The organism is Pseudomonadota bacterium, assembly GCA_039196715.1.
Classification (GTDB): Bacteria; Pseudomonadota; Gammaproteobacteria; order CALCKW01; family CALCKW01; genus CALCKW01.
Genome location: JBCCUP010000094.1, coordinates 1 through 15,643 on the forward strand (window position 1 = coordinate 1; position 15,643 = coordinate 15,643).

Consider the following 15,643-nt stretch of genomic DNA (forward strand, 5'->3'; position numbering starts at 1 on the left):
ATCCAGTTCTAGCTGCTGTGAATCTTTTTTTCCATCTACTTCTTGGACTTTAACTGGAGATAGATGAGAATTTGATCCCAATGAGATTGGAGGACAAGATTGCTCTTGCTTTAGCTTTCTGTTTGAACCAGTGAAAGCGGGCGGATGAGTCCCCCGTTCGGGGCGCGCTGCCATCTTTCGACCCGTTTGCAACGCAACCGGGTATGGCGGCACGCCGGGCCCAGAGGGCCGAGGAAACCGAGCCTTCGGTTTCCGAGCCTTCCCCCCGCCTCGCTGCCGCTCACCCACCACCCTGCGCGCGCACGTCGACCCACTTGCCAAAATTCGCAATCAGTATTTTATGTTGAATAATCATGAGGTGGCCCGATGACACCAACGTCTGGTGCGAGCGGCCAGGTCCAATTCCTCTGCCACGCCACGTTGGACGACCACAGTCGGGGCCCTCCGTGGCGGGATCGTCGACGCTTCGTTTACCACGCCGCCCCTGCAACACAACCAGGAACGCACCACATTGCAAACCAGTCTGTAACCCATGTGCCCTCCAGCACGGCACGGTCGTTGCGCGGCAGGGGCAAGGACAAGGGCTCTCTCCACCCTTTCTGAAAGGACTCAATGCGGGGTCACACCCGTGACGGCGCCGGGCCCAGGCAGGGTCGCGGCGCCTTTTTTTGCCGCGCAGCAAGCAAACCCGACGATATTCGCCGCCATGGTGTCCCGTTCTGCGATTACACGACACGCGATTCTGCACACAATCGCACCTGGCTCCCGCCACAACGTCAACTGTTGACACTCAAGACTGACGTCGTTTCGCCGATTCCTTCAGCAAGGCTGAGGGTGGTTTGTGCTCGCTCGGAGCGACTGCCTGGTGCGGTAGCCAGTACCGATGAACCGAGCACCGATTGTGAAACCCATCTCCCGGAACACGAGCAATGAAACAACGCGGCTTTACTCTGATCGAGCTGATGATCGTGATTGCGATCATCGGCATCCTGGCGTCCATCGCGGTGCCGTCCTACCGTGACTACGTGCGCAAGGCCAACATGGCCGAGGTGATCGCGATCATCGAGGCGCAAGCGACAAAACTGCAAGTTTATTACAACGAAAACGGCAATTGGCCCACCGAGGGTGACTGGCGCAACATTGAAGGGATAACGCGCACAAGCTTCGCCAGCGACGTCATCGAGCAAACCTGGTTCGGCCGCGTGGCACAACGTGCTCAGTTGGCCGTTCTACCTCGAGCGACCGCATTCGGCAGTCGTCAGTGGATCCGTTACTACCTCAATGACGAGAACGGGATCATCAATGGCACGTGGTGTGACGCACAATACCCAACCCACGTGACCCTCCAAGAGTATACGCCCGAGGGCGGATGCTAAAACGGGCAGCGCCTAAGAAAAACGGCACCTTAACGGTGTCGTTTTTTTTTTCGACTGAAAAAACACTGCCATTCAGTGCCAGAACTCTCGAGCCACAGCGAATCAGAGTATCCCGCAAAAAACCAAGTTCGCTTCTAAAGATGGCTCTGCCTCAGCCGAAGCATACAACAAGGCTGAAGGTGGTGAGCACGGGCTTGGAGCTGCTACCTGGTGCGGTAGCCAGTACCGATTGTCCAAGCAGACAAATCCACTTTGCACGACGAGACCGGAGCAATGAAACAACGCGGCTTTACCCTGATTGAACTCATGATCGTCATCGCGATCATCGGCATCCTGGCATCAATCGCCGTGCCCTCGTACCGCGACTACGTGCGCAAGGCCAACGCCTCGGAGATCGTGGCGCTGGTGAACGCGCTCGCGCAGAAACAGCAGCTCTACTACAACGAGAACGGCCGTTGGGCGTGGGCAGCCATATCGAATGATGTGTTGGGCGTGGGCGCCCGCACCGACTTCAGCACCGACGTGGTCGAGCAGGCGTTCATCGACAACCGCCGCGGCGACGGCCAGGTCTACGTGTTGCCCCACGCGTCTGCGCTTGGCGTACGACAGTGGATCCGTTGGAACATCGAGGACAACGGCGGCATCCTGCGTGGGTCGTTTTGCAACCCGGACGATCCGACCCCGGATGCACTGGCGCAGTACCTGCCAGAGGGTGAGTGCTAAGCGAACCTGCCAGCACCGCAGCCTGCCAACCAGGCTGCGACCCGACAAAGCCAGAGCCGGCCACCGGCTCTGGCTTTTTTTTGCCGGTCAGGTACCCCAAAGCGCGTGCCTGAGCCCTGACACCCGCACGCGGTCGGTCTGGCACCCGTCGCGCACGGCTGCCTCGCTGCCGTAGACTTCGACCGCGTGGCGCGCTCGCGTCACCGCGGTGTAGACAAGGTCTCGACTCAGCACCGTGTGCGGCGGCTCGGGCAGGACGATCAGGACCCGTCCGAATTCCGAGCCCTGGGACTTGTGCACGGTCATCGCATAACAGGTCTGGTGCGCGGGCAACCGCCCGGGGGCCACGCCCCGCACGCCGCCCTCCTCCGCGAACCACGCCATCGGCACCCCGTTCTCGTCCGGCCAGATCACGCCGGTGTCGCCGTTGTACAAGCCGAGACCCGGCGCGTTACGCGTCACGAGAATCGGTCGGCCGCGGTACCAGAGTGCATCGGACCCGATCAGACCGCGCCGCGCGAGGGCCTGCTCGACGGCCGCGTTCAGCGAGTCGACACCGCGGGCACCGGTGCGCAAGGCGCACAACACACGAAAGCCGCTCAGCGCATCGAGCGCCTCGGTCGGGCTGCGCGCCGCGATCACGCCGGCCAGTTCGGCGAGCGTACGCGACACCACGTGCTCGGCAACAGCTGCTTGCTCCGGTGTGGTGAGCGCCGTCTCGGCCTGCGCCCCGTCAGCCAGCGCGGCCACCGCTGCGTCCGCGTCACCAGCGTTCACGGACCGCGCCAACGCGCCGATGCTCGCGCGTGCGTCGAAGCGGTAGCTTTGCGTCAGCGCCACCACGGCGTCGGCAATACCGCCGTCCGTCGACGGCGGGGACGCAACCGGCGTGTCGAAGCCCGCGCACGACGCCTGCAGGGCCCGTCGCAGTGGCTCGCTGTACGCCGTCGGGTGCGCGTCACCGACGATGTCGCCGAGCACGTTGCCGGCCTCGACCGACGCCAGTTGATCGCGGTCACCGATCAGGATCAGTCGCGTGTCGGGGTGCAGTGCGTCGACCAGCTGCGACATCAGCGACAGGTCGATCATCGAGGCCTCGTCGACCAGCACCACATCCGCCGGCACCGGGTTGTCGGCGTTGTGGCGAAAGCCGCGGCGCCCGTGGCGATAGCCGAGCAACCGATGCACCGTCGACGCGTCGCTCGGCAAACCGGCGGGAAGGCCCGCCGCATCCAGCGACGCCGCCTCCGTCCGCAGTGATTCGAGCAAGCGCGCCGCCGCCTTGCCGGTGGGCGCGGCAAGCGCAACCGCGGGCGGTGTGCCGTGGCGCGCACCCAGCACGGCGAGCAGGCGGGCCACGGTGCGGGTCTTGCCGGTGCCGGGCCCACCGGTGATCACCGAGAGCGACTGACGCGCCGCGACCACGGCCGCGACACGCTGCCAGTCTGCCACCGGCCCTGCATCGGTCGACCTGTTTGGTGGGAACAGCGTGTCAAGCAGTGTGCGCGGAGGGGGTTCGGGGTCGACGACCCGACCCATGCGGCTGCGCAGCGCCTCGGCCAACCGCGTCTCATCACGCCAATAGCGTGCAAGGTAGAGCCGGTCGGCTGCGTCGAGCACCAAGGGCATGCGGACGGGTTCGCTCGCCGCCTGGACAACGCCGCTTTGGAGCAGCGCGTCGCGCCACCCGACCAGGCCGTTCACACCAACGAGCGGGTGGTGGTCGACGGCGATCGCCAGCGCACAGCACACATCGCCGTGCTGCACGGCTGCGCTGGCGAGCACGGCGCCGGTGTACAGCGCGTCACTGGGCTGCGTCGCCTGCGATTGCAGGAAGTCCGCAAACGCGAGGTCGACCGCCGACACGCGCTCGTCTGCCGCCAGGACCGCACGCGTGTCAGCCACGGGCGCCCCTACCCGACAAGACGCGGTCGACCCGCTCAAGGTCCGCGGCATCCGGGCATGCGTGAAACACACCGGTCGGCGTGGTGCCGTCGGTCGTCGGTCGCATGCCGCGCACAAACAGGTAGTAGACCCCACCGAAGTCGCGTTCGATGTCGACGTCACCCAGACGCTTGCGCAGGTAGCGGATCAGCGCAACCGCGTAAATCAGGTATTGCAGGTCGTAGCGGTGGTGACGCATGGCCGCTGCCAGCGCCGCCTCACCGTAGTCCTCGACCCGGTGCCCGAGGTGGTTGGACTTGTAGTCGGCGATGTACCAGCGGCCGTCGTGCCGGAACACGAGGTCGATGAAGCCGGTCATGTACCCGTCGAGGGTGTCGAACTGCAGCGTATCCTCGGTGCCAAGGACGCCGATGTCGCGCAACACGGCAACCAGGTCGTCGGCCTGTAGGCGTTCCACGGGAAAGTGGAAGCCGAGTTCATCGAGCCGGTCGTGCCGACCGATGTCCGACAGCGCTGCCCCGCTCCCGGGCAAGCGGCAGGCCACGGTGTCGCTCACCAGGCGTGTGAGTGCCGGCGCCCACCGCGTGTCGACCGCGTGCGCGCGCAGGTGTTGCAACACGGTCGCGTCAAGGTCCGGTCCGTCGCACCGATCGAACTCGATGTGCTCGAACACGGCATGGACCAGCGTGCCAGCCGCCGCGCCGCGCGGGAACGCGAAGGGGTTGTCGAACGCAGACGGTGGCGCGGGGTCGGCGGTCGCGTCCACGGCATCGTGATCGGGTCGCTCTGCCGCAACCGTGGCACCGCGCGCCAACGCCGAGTAGCTGCCGACCCGCCAGCTCGGTGCCAAGGCCCGGCTGCTGCGGCGTGCCGCGCCTGCAGTGCCACTGCGGTCCGACGACGGCGGCCCGATGCGGTCCGCGGTGGGCGGGCTGGAGCGCAGGATGTCCGGGCAGGTGGCCTGCAAGGCGTCCAGGCACGCCACCATCTGGTCGTGCGCCAAGGCCGGCGCCTCCTTTGCCGACAAAGACAGGCCCAGCAACCGACACAGCGCGGCGTCCTGAATGTGCTTGTTCGGGGTCATGGCCACCCAACACCCATGCTCGGCCCGCGTCAGGCCCACGTACAACACGCGCATCGCCTCGTCGGCCTCCGCGGCGGCGACCGCACGTCGGCGCTCGCCGATGGCCGGACTGCCGAGGTCGACGCGCGGGGCCCCCGCCTCGGTGTAGGCCACCGTGTCCGTCCGACCCGGAGGCGACGCGCGCCCCACCGAGACGAACGGCAAGAGCACGATCGGGTACTGCAAGCCTTTGGACTTGTGCAGCGTGACGATCTGCACCAGGGCCTCGTCGCTCTCGAGGCGCAACTGCAGGCTGTCGCCATCGCCCTCGTCGTCACGCCACGCGACCGCGGCCCGGACCAGCGCACGGGGGTCCGGGTCGGCGTCCCAGGCCGCTTGCAACAGCTCGGCGAGGTGCAGGTAGTTGCCGAGCACGCGCTCCGCGCCACGCACGCGCACGCCTGCCGCACGCTTCAGCCGTTTGGTGGTCTCGAACAACGCGGCGAAACGCAACACGGCTGCGAGTGGCCCCGCCTGCGCAAGCACCGCCCGGCACTGGTCAACGCGTGCTTCGATCGCCTGCCAGCGGCCGGCGTCGTCACGCGCTTCGATCAGCTCATCCGCGCCGTAGGACGCCAGGGGTGAGACCAGCACCCGGCTGACGCTGCCCGTCTGGACGGGTTCGACCAGCGCGCGCATCAACGCGATGATGTCGAGCGCTTCGGCACTGTGTCCGACACTGTCGCGCGACTGCATCGCGCTGTCGACGCCGCACGCCTTGAGTGCGCGTGCCACCAGCACGCCCTCGGCGTGCGTGCGCACCAGCACCGCGATGTCCGCCGGGGTGACCGGGCGCTCGCCGAGCGTGGCGCTGTCAGCGCGCAGCAGCCACTGGACGCGGCGCGCGCAGGCCTCGGCAAGCGCCTCGCGCGACGCGTCGATGCGCGGCAGCTTCTCGCCCGCTGTCTCAAGCACATCAAATTGCAAGGGTGCAACACCCTCCCCCGCCACCCGAAGCGCACGGGCGTCAGCCGCGCCGGCCGCGGCGACCGGGTGGTAGACAATGTCCGCCGCACCGAAGGGCGCCGGGCTCGCGGCGTACACGGCGTTCAACGCGTTGACCAGCCGGGCCGAGGACCGCCAGTTCACGTCGAGCCGGTGTTGCGCATCGGTCTGCGCGCGGGCGCGCAAGTAGACGTCGATGTCGGCACCGCGGAAGCGGTAGATGGCCTGCTTCGGGTCGCCGATCAGGTACAGTGCACCGACATCGATGCCGCGGTAGACACGCTCGAAAACGCCGTACTGAATGCGGTCGGTGTCCTGAAACTCGTCGATCAAGGCAAACGGGTACTGCGCGCGCAGGCGTGCGACCAGGGCGTCCCCGCCCGACTGGTGCAGCGCACTGTGCACGTGTACCAGCAGGTCGGAAAACGTGCGCACGCGCGCGGCGCGTTTACGTGCGGCCAGGTCGAGATCGATGGCAGCGTGCGCGCGGTGCTGCAGCGACACCGACGCGTGAAACCGCCAGCGTCGGTGCAACTCGACGACGGCGTCGACGAGGTCGCCCAGCGCGCTGGTCGGGGCAGTCTTGTTCTTGTTGGCAGCCGCGTTGACCGCGGCGGTGCCGAGCGCTTCGAGCCCGCCAGGCAACTGCGACGGCAGGTCCTCGGCAGCGGCGACGGCAGCGGCCTCGGCGGCGTAGCGCGCCAGGTTGGCGGCGCAGTAGTCCCGCTTGCCCTGTTTGATCTGCCGCGCGCCGGCCGCGTCCGACAGCGCGTCCAACCACGCCGGGTGTTCAGCCGACCAGGCGGCGGCGAAGCGGCGCCAGGCACGCTCCGCGTCGGACCACAGCGTGGCGTCAGAGTCCGTCGCGTCCGGCACCAGCGCGCCGGCCGGGTCGCCGATCACCGGACGCAGCCGTGACTGCAGCGCGGACGGGTCGCGCAGGCCCTCCGGCAGCCGATCAATCTCGTCGCGCGACATCGGCGTGACGACCTGCCGCCACCAGGCCTCGGTTGCGGCGCGCAGCAGCGCTGCGTCATCGGCTTGCAATTCCGCATCGAAATCCTGCCCGCTCTCGAAGGCGTGCTCCCGCAGTACCCGCTCGCAAAAACCGTGGATCGTGAAAATGGCGGCCTGGTCGATGCTCCGGTACGCCAGCGTCAACCGGGCCACGGTCTCGGGCGCGTCACGGTGCGGGTCCAGAATCGCGCACAGGCTCGCGTCGGGCGTTGCCGTACCAGCCAACGCGGCCAGCGCCGCGGACACCCGGTCACGAATCCGGGCGCGCAGCTCCTCGGTTGCCGCGTTGGTGAAGGTGACCACGAGAATCTGCTCGACCGTCGACGGCGGGTGATCGCGGCCGTCGATCAAAAGCCGCAGGTACACGTTCGCCAGGGTGAAAGTCTTGCCGGTGCCGGCACTCGCCTCGATCAGCTGCACGCCACTGAGTGGCAGCCGACTGGCGTCGAGACCGTCCGTCACGACAGGGACCACGCTGCTTCGTGCACGTCGACATCGGCGAACACGCGTTGTGCACACTGCTGTACAGCGTCCCATGCCAGCACGGCACCCGGGTCGGGGTACAGCAGGTGTATCGCCTCGGACTCGGCCTCGCCGCGCGCCGCGGCGTGCCCGCCACCCAGCCACACGGTGCGCGGGTCACCGCGCAGTACCCCGGCCAACACCGGGCTGCTGTCGGCGAAAAACGGCAGCGCCCCGCACTGGCCGGCACGCCACTCGGCGAGCACGGCGCGCAAGCGCTCGGCAGCCTCGGCAGGATCCATCGGCGCCAGGGTCACCGAGCGTTCACGGGCGACGTGGACCGAGGGCCCCGTGATCAGACCGTCTGCGGTGCCGACCAGGTGGGCAACCAGCAGCTGGATGAGGTCGCGCCCCTTCAGCGAGGACGCCCGCGTCGTCAACCGTCCGGTCGTGCCGTTGTCGAAACCGACACGGTCCTCGAGTCGCCCGACCAGGGTCACACCGTCGAGCGCCAGTGTGACCGCCGACGACGGCAGCGCGGTGCGCGCGTGCGACTGCGCTTCTGCGACAACCGCCGACGCCACCGTGTGCAGGGCATCAAAACTGCGTTCGCCCGCCGCCCCGTGCGGCAGCACACCCTGGCGAACCAGACGCCGGTACAGACTGCGCGCATCCGGTGGGTCTGCAGTCCGCAACGCAGCAATCAGGGTCTGGTGTACACCGTAGCGCGCGAGCGCATCGAGCACGAAGGGCTCGCTGTCGGCCACGGCCTCCGCGTCCCGCTGCAACGACAACCCGAGCACCTCACGGCAGTACCACGCCGAGGGGTCACGCCAGAAGCGCTGCAGGTCCGCCAACGCCAGCGTTGCGTCGTGCACGTGTGGCCGTTCAACCGAGCCGAGCCTGGCTGCAGGCTCGGCGCTGCCGCTGTCGAGGTGCCACTCGTCAGCGTAGGTCCGCGCCGCCCCGCCAGCGTCAAACAGCACCGGCGAGAAGGGCTGCAAGGGGTGCAGGACCTCAAGCGCGCGTTCGTCCGGGTAGCGTGCCGCGAGGTGGTCGCGCAGTTCACCCACCAGCACGGAGGCTTCCCGCGCGGTGTTGTCTTGGGGGCTGCGGTGCAACCACGAGATGTAGAGCTCGTCGCGCGCCGACAGGATCGCCTCGAGAAACAGGTACTTGTCGTCGTCGCGCACCGAGCGATCACCCGCTGCCGGGTGGCGCGCAATCAGGTCGAAACCCAGTTGCGGGCGCTGGCGCGGAAACTCGCCGTCGTTCATGCCGAGCAGGCACACCATGCGGAACGGCACCGACCGCAACGGCACCATCGAGCTGAAAGTCACCCGACCGGTGAGGTAGCGGTGGTGCTTGCGTGTGGCCGACGCGAGGGTGTCGCGCAACAGCTCGCGCATGCTGTCGTGGCTCAACACGGTGTGCTCGGTGATGCGCGTGGCGTCAGCGTCGAGCGTGGCCAGCAACTCGCGCAGTTGCGCGAGTGCATCGGCTTCGTCTTCGTCGGGTAGCAGCATCCGATCGATCAGCTCGTTGATCGCGTCGACCCAGGACGGCACCGTGCGAGCACGCGACAGCTCCCGGCCTGCGCGGCGCAGCGTATCGAGCAACTCCAGAAGCTGCGACAGCAGCACGGCATGCTCACCGTCGACATGGGGCCACGGTTCGCATTCACCCAGGACCGCAGTCTCATCCGGCACGGCACGGCCGAGCAGCAGACGACGCAAACCGAAATCCCAGGAATTGAGCGCGGCGTCTCGCGCGCCAAACACCGTGTCGTGCTCACCCGCCAGGCTCCGCCGGATACCGCTGTCGTGCAACCACTGTTGGACGGTGGCCAGTCCGTTGTCGTCGAAACCGAAACGCCGGGCAACAGCACGCTCGCTCGCGATCGCGAGGACGTCAGAGGCTTCGAAGTCGCTGTGTGGCAGTTCGAACAGCCGCGACACCAGCGCAATGACCGGAGCCGTGCCGGTGAGTGAGCGATCGGCGATCGACCACGGAATGTGACGCGCATGTGCATCACCCACGCCTCCGACGCTGCCGAACACCGCTTCGATCACCGGGGCGTAGCCGTTGATGTCGGGCACCATCACCAACACCTCGGCCGGTTCCAGACTGGCGTCGGCATTGAAGCGCTGAAGCAGTTGATCGTGCAGGGCTTGCACTTCACGGAGCACACTGTAGTGGCCATGAAACTGGATACTCGGGTCTGCCCCCACGCACGGCGCGCCCGGCTCGTGTGCGTCGAAGGGGTGCAGCAGGTCCCGTTGCAGCGCCGCCAGCAGGCCCTTGTCCGCCGGCGGCAGAAAGAAGTGCTCGTCGTTTACCCACTCGCTGCGTTCGCCGAGCAGGCGCAACAGCGTCTGCCCGGTCCTGCCGAGCGAGGCCAGCAAGGGGTTGCCGAGCGTGTCGTCGGCGAGGGGCTCGGACTCGGCCCGCAATGAGAGTCGCTCGCGTGCGCGCCGGCGCATGTCCACCAGATCCGCCCAATAGTCGACAGCCGGGTTGAGGAAATACAGCGAAACACGCTCGCTCGCCTCCCCCGCGTCAACCCGTGCAAGGCGCACCAACACGTCCAGTGTGCTCGGCGGCAGCAGGCCGACATTGAACAGGTGCAAGCGCGGCGGCACCCGTTCGGCGGCGATCCGGCCCCGGTCCGCGGCTGTGCAGAACCGCTGCCACAGCGTGGCTCGGTGTGGCTCGTCCGCGCCCTCGCGCAACGCGCGCCAAAGGGCCGGCTGCCAGGCTGCCTCCCGGCCGATTGGCGTCGCACCGCCTCCCCCGTGGTCGTAGCCCTGCTCCCAATCCAACAGCATCTGCGGCCGGTAGACGAGGTACTGGTCGAACACGTCGGCGACGCGACCGGCCAACTGCGCGAGCCGCGCATCCGACGAGCCGGTGTCGTCGGTCTGCAGGTAGCGCCGCACCGGTTGCCACACCGGATCCGGGTCGTCCTTGACGTGCTGCAGGAGCCCGAGCACACGCAACCGCAGCGGCCCTTTTTCGAAGGCCGAGTGCTCGGGCACGGTGTCGAGGCAATCGCGGTAGACCTGCCAGACAAACGTCGCAGGCAGGTGATAGTCAATGTTGGCGGCGATGCCTTCGCGCTCGGCAATCTGCAGGTTCAACCACCGACCGATGCCGGGGTTCGCCACCAGCACGGTCTCGGCCTGAATCGGGTCGGCGACCGGCGCGGCGTCGCGCAAGCTGCACAGCAGCGCGAGCAGCGCTTCGAGGCGGTTGCTGTGGTAAACGTGGAGCATGCTGCAGAGCGTGGCGCGGTACGCGGCTAGCGTAGCACGCAGCCCAGCGCCGTCTGCTCCGCGCGCACCGGCGTGCTCACACGGCGCGTCGCAAACCCCACACCGGGTAGGCCACCACCGCCACGACCACGAGCGCGGCGCCCAGCCACTGCCCGCTGGACAGGGTCTCCGACAGCACCCAGGCGGCCAGCCACAGGGTCACCACCGGCTCGAGGTTCATGAGTGTCGCCGCCACGCTCGCGCCGGCGCGCTGCACGGCGGCGAACATCGCCACGTAGGCCACGCTGAAGGCCGCAACGACGGTGACCAGGGTGGCCACCGCAGCCCCACTCGCGGGCAAGGCAAAACGCCCGGTGAGCACCACCAGAACCGTCGCCAGCAGCAGTGCCACCACCGCCATGTGGCAGGCCAGCAAGGCGCTGTCGAGGTGGGTCAGGTAGCGACCGGTCAAGGCGAAGGACAGCCCGACACCGAGCGCCGCGAGCACAGCAAACACCAAACCGAGCGGGTCGTGCACGGCCAGGTCGCCGCCGAGTGCCAACACCAGACCGACGAAAGCGAGCGCCATCAACGCGCACAGACGCCACCCGGGCCACTGTCGGGCGAGCACGCACTCGACCACCAGCGTCACGAACGGGAAGGTGTAGAGCACCAGCACCACCAGGCTAACCGGCAAGCGGCCGAAGGCCAAAACCAGAGCACCGCCGCCCACCGCGTAGCAGGCGCCAGTCGTCCAGACCACCGCGCGGTCGGCCCGCGGCAGGCCGAGCCGCGTCCCGCGCAGCCGCATCACCGCGAGCACCAGTGGCACGAAGGCCAGGTAGCGCAGCAGCAGCAGCGACTCGCCGTTGCCGCCGTCGCGGTAGTACTGGCCCGACCAGACGTTCGAGACACTGATCAACACGGCCGCCAGCAGCGCGCACCCGCAGCCCAGCAGCCGGTGCCGCGCACCCGTCGTCGTCACTTGCCTGCCCCTGCCCGCGATTCAGTCGGGCCAGTGTACCGACCGTGGCCAGCGCCACCGAGCGCCAGCCGCAGCGCGCTGCTCGGACCAGCCACGGGCGCCATCGCTCGGACAGAGACTCAGGTAAGCTGCCGGTCCCCGTCGCCACGCCCACTGCCATGGCCGTCTCCACTGCGGTGCACAACCCGACACGCGGCGCGCTGTACATCGTCGTCGCGATGTTGCTGTTTGCCTGCCAGGACGTGCTGATCAAGCAGGCGAGCGAGCAGCTGCCGGTGTTGCAGTTGCTCGCCGTCCGCACGGCAATGGTGACAGTGTTGCTGATGACGGTGATTTCGCTGGTGCAACCCCGCGCCTGGCGCCCGAAACGCCTCGCGCCGCTGCTGCTGCGGGGCGTGCTCGCCTTCCTCGCGTTCTCGAGCTACTACCTCGCGCTTGCGTTCATCCCGTTGGCCGACGCGTCCGCGGTCTACATGTCGGCGCCGCTGTTCGTCACGGCACTGTCAGTGCCGCTGCTCGGTGAACGGATCGGCCGCCACCGGCTGATCGCCGTGGTCGCGGGCTTCGTCGGCGTGCTGATCGTGATCAACCCGGGCGCGAGCCTGTTTCGCGTCGAGTCCGCCGTGCCGTTGTTCTCGGCGCTGTGCTACGCCCTGATTCCGATCATCACGCGCCGCACCAGTGGCGACGAGCGCGCGTTGACCATGGCGCTGTACACCGCGCTGCCCTACCTCGCCCTGACCCTGCTGGCGGGCCTGCTGTTCAGCCAGGACACCGCTGTCGCGCCGTCGTCGGGCATTGCCGCCAACATCCGCGCGGCGTGGCAGCCGCTCGACGTCGAGCTCACCGTCACGCTGGCGACCACCGCCTTGTTTTTTACCGGGGGATTGCTCAGCATTACCGAGGCTTACCGCGTCGCCGCGGTCAGCGCACTGGCCCCGTTCGAATACAGCCACCTGGTCTGGTCCGCCTCGCTGGGTCTGCTAGTGTTCCACGACTGGCCCATGCCCCACACCCTGCTCGGCGGCGCCCTGATCGTCGCCTGCGGTTGTTATGTGGCCTACCGCGAAAACCGACAACGGAATCCGACATGACAGAACCCCAGTTCGTGGCGCTGACCGACGCGGAATGGCGCGAGCGCCTGACGTCGGAGCAATACCAGGTCTTGCGCAAGGAAGGTACCGAGGCGCCGGGCAGCAGCGCACTCAACGCCGAGTACCGACGCGGCCGGTTCACGTGCGCCGGCTGTGGGGCGGTGTTGTTCGACGACGCGATGAAATTCGACAGCGGCACCGGGTGGCCGAGCTTTTTCGACGTGGTCCCCGGCGCGGTTGAAACCAAGACCGACTTCAAGCTGCTGCTGCCGCGCACCGAATACCACTGCGCCCGCTGCGGCGGCCACCAGGGCCACGTGTTCAAGGACGGGCCGAACCCGACCGGGCTGCGCTACTGCAACAACGGGGTCGCTCTGCGATTCGAACCGGACGAGGACGGCGCATGAGCGAGCTGATCGAACGTGACGCAGTCGACGTCATCGGCCTGCTGAAGTCGGGTGAGATCACACCCCACGACTGCCTCGACGCCCTGGAAGCCCGCGTAGCGGCAACCGAACCCGCGGTCCACGCGCTGCCGACGCTGTGTTTCGATCGGGCGCGCGAGCACGCCGACCGCCTCATGCAACAGCCGCAGGACGCGCGCGGTGATCTCGCCGGCCTGCCGGTGCCGATCAAAGACCTGACCGCGGTGGCGGGCGTGCGCACCACACTCGGCAGCCGGGTGTTCGAGAACCACGTGCCCAACCAGAGCGACTTTCTGGTCACGAACCTCGAATCGGCGGGCGGCGTGGTCTACGCCAAGAGCAACACGCCGGAGTTCGGCCTCGGCGCCAACAGCTTCAACGACGTGTTCGAGACCACACGCACCCCCTACAACACCGCGTTTTCGTCCGCCGGCTCGTCCGGCGGCGCCGCCGCCGCGCTCGCCTGCGGCAGTGCGTGGTTGGCTCACGGTTCGGACATGGCCGGCTCGCTCCGCACCCCCGCGAGTTTCTGCGCGGTCACGAGCCTCAGGCCGAGCCCGGGTGTGTTCAACAGCGACACGCAGAACCTGCCGCTGATGGTGCTCGGTCAGCAGGGCCCGATGGCGCGCACCGTGTCGGACCTGGCGCTCCTCGCCGACGCCATGACCGGCCTGGACCCGAGCAACCCGACCAGCAAGGCCTTTGAGCCGCACGCCTTCTTCCGCGCGGTGCAGCAGCCGCGCATGCCCACCCGGGTCGCCGTCAGCCCGACACTCGGCGGGCTCGATGTCGACGACAGCGTGCAGGCGGTCGTGCACGCCGTGGCCGACACCCTCGCGCGCGCCGGCGTTACCGTGGTCGAAGACTGTCCGGACTTTTCCGGTGCCGATTTCGCGTTCGACACGCTGCGCGCCTTCGGCCTCGCCACGGGCCTCGGTGCGGTGTTGGACGACATCCGCGACACGATCAAACCGGAGGCCGTGTGGAACATCGAGCAGGGCCTCGCCTTGACGCGCCAGGACGTGGGCCGTGCAATGCAAGCGCAAGGGGTGACCATGGCACGCAGCGCCGCGTTCATGGCCGACGTGGATTGCCTGATCTGCCCTGCCGCCCAGCGTGCCAGCCTGCACCACACCGAGCGCTACGCCGGCGCCAACAGCGGTGTGCCGATCTCGGGCTATTTCGAGTGGCTGCGCATCGCGTGCCACGTCACCACGGCCGCGTTGCCGGTGATGACCTTGCCGGCCGGCACCACCGACCACGGTGAGCCGGTGGCGATTCAGGTGGTGGGCAAGCCGTGCGGTGAGCTCGACCTGATTGCCGTCACTGCCGCCCTCGAGGCCAGTCTCGGCAGCGCGCGCACGCCGATCGACCCGCGTGAGGCCTTCGCCGCCTGACGGCGACTCAGTCGCGCACGAGTTTGTACAGGCCCGATCCGGTCACAGCGACGAACAGCGTGCCGTCGACCCCGGTGTAGAGGTTGCGAACCCGGCCGGGCGTCTCGAGCAGGACGGCGTGTTCCGCCACGCCGTCCCCCGCTGCAGTCAGCCGGACGCGGTGAATTTCGGCGAATTTCAACGACCCGACCAGCAGCTCGCCGGCGAGCTCGGGCAGCGCCGGGTCCTGCACCACGGCAAGGCCGGAGGGTGCGATGCTCGGCGTCCAGTGCATCAGCGGCGACACCGTGCCATCGAGTGCCGTGTGCGGTGTGATTTCCGTGCCGTAGTAGTTGATACCGAAGGTCGCAAGCGGCCAGCCGTAGTTGGCAGCGCGCTCGACCCGGTTCAGCTCGTCACCGCCCCGCGGGCCGTGTTCGTGCAGGATCAGCGCGTCGCTGTCCGGCAGGCGCACCATGCCTTGAGGGTTGCGGTGCCCCCACGACCAGACCGACGCGACCGCGCCCGACCGGTCGACGAAGGGGTTGTCCGCCGGTACGCGGCCGTCGTCGTGCACCCGGTGCACCTTGCCGGCCACGCGACCGAGGTCCTGCGGGTTGCGGTCGCGGTCGCCCCGGTCACCGACCGTGATGTACAGGTAACCGTCTCGATCGAACGCCAGCCGGCTGCCGTAGTGCCGCCCACCACGGCTCGCTTGAGCGGGCGCGAACACGGTCTCGACATCGACCAGCGCACTGTCGGTCAGACGCGCACGTGCGACCGCCGTCTGGCTGCCACCGCGTTGGGGTCTGGCGTAGCTGAAGTAGAGCCAGCCGTTGGTGGCGTAGTCCGGGTGCAGCGCGAGGTCGAGCAAGCCACCCTGCCCCTTCGAGGCCACCTCGGGCACCCCGCCGAGTTCCGTGCGTGCACCGCGGCCGCCGTCGGCGATGCGGATGAG

10 protein-coding genes are annotated in these 15,643 nt (G+C 68.0%); 5 read left to right on the forward strand and 5 right to left on the reverse strand.

The annotated features are described in order from the left end of the window. The first annotated feature begins 929 nt into the window (after nt 1-929). The gene (locus AAGA11_20500; GenBank protein ID MEM9605254.1) at nt 930-1,376 is read left to right on the forward strand and encodes a prepilin-type N-terminal cleavage/methylation domain-containing protein; all 447 of its coding nucleotides are present in this window, start codon (nt 930-932) and stop codon (nt 1,374-1,376) included. Nucleotides 1,377-1,649: 273 nt separating this feature from the next. Further along, nucleotides 1,650-2,099: a prepilin-type N-terminal cleavage/methylation domain-containing protein gene (locus tag AAGA11_20505; GenBank protein MEM9605255.1), complete on the forward strand. Its 450-nt coding sequence runs from the start codon at nt 1,650-1,652 to the stop codon at nt 2,097-2,099. Between the two features lie 87 nt (nt 2,100-2,186). Here AAGA11_20505 and recD read toward each other — a convergent pair whose 3' ends face one another. The 4 genes from recD to AAGA11_20525 form a co-directional block, all read right to left on the reverse strand. Beyond that, complete coding sequence (recD, locus tag AAGA11_20510) at nt 2,187-4,004, reverse strand: exodeoxyribonuclease V subunit alpha (protein MEM9605256.1); 1,818 nt, start codon at nt 4,002-4,004, stop codon at nt 2,187-2,189. Further along, on the reverse strand, nt 3,997-7,551 hold the full coding sequence (recB, locus tag AAGA11_20515; GenBank protein MEM9605257.1) for an exodeoxyribonuclease V subunit beta: 3,555 nt from the start codon (nt 7,549-7,551) through the stop codon (nt 3,997-3,999). Before recB ends, recD begins: the two co-directional genes overlap by 8 nt. After that, nucleotides 7,548-10,826 (reverse strand): exodeoxyribonuclease V subunit gamma, encoded by a 3,279-nt coding sequence (gene recC, locus AAGA11_20520; protein ID MEM9605258.1) that lies wholly within the window; start codon nt 10,824-10,826, stop codon nt 7,548-7,550. The genes recB and recC overlap by 4 nt, the downstream gene beginning before the upstream one ends. A gap of 76 nt (nt 10,827-10,902) precedes the next feature. Continuing rightward, a complete protein-coding gene (locus tag AAGA11_20525; GenBank protein ID MEM9605259.1) occupies nt 10,903-11,790 on the reverse strand; it encodes a DMT family transporter in 888 nt (295 codons plus the stop codon). A gap of 158 nt (nt 11,791-11,948) precedes the next feature. Between AAGA11_20525 and AAGA11_20530 the strand changes: the two genes are divergently transcribed. From AAGA11_20530 to AAGA11_20540, 3 genes are read left to right on the forward strand one after another with little or no spacing between them, the layout of a single operon-like run. Next, nucleotides 11,949-12,884, forward strand: a complete 936-nt coding sequence (locus AAGA11_20530) for a DMT family transporter (GenBank protein ID MEM9605260.1) — start codon at nt 11,949-11,951, stop codon at nt 12,882-12,884. Next, complete coding sequence (msrB, locus tag AAGA11_20535; protein ID MEM9605261.1) at nt 12,839-13,291, forward strand: peptide-methionine (R)-S-oxide reductase MsrB; 453 nt, start codon at nt 12,839-12,841, stop codon at nt 13,289-13,291. Before AAGA11_20530 ends, msrB begins: the two co-directional genes overlap by 46 nt. Further along, complete coding sequence (locus tag AAGA11_20540) at nt 13,288-14,706, forward strand: amidase family protein (protein MEM9605262.1); 1,419 nt, start codon at nt 13,288-13,290, stop codon at nt 14,704-14,706. The genes msrB and AAGA11_20540 overlap by 4 nt, the downstream gene beginning before the upstream one ends. A 7-nt stretch (nt 14,707-14,713) precedes the next feature. Here the strand turns inward: AAGA11_20540 and AAGA11_20545 are convergent. After that, nucleotides 14,714-15,643 (reverse strand): PQQ-dependent sugar dehydrogenase (locus tag AAGA11_20545; protein MEM9605263.1); only part of this gene is annotated, 930 nt, incomplete at its 5' end.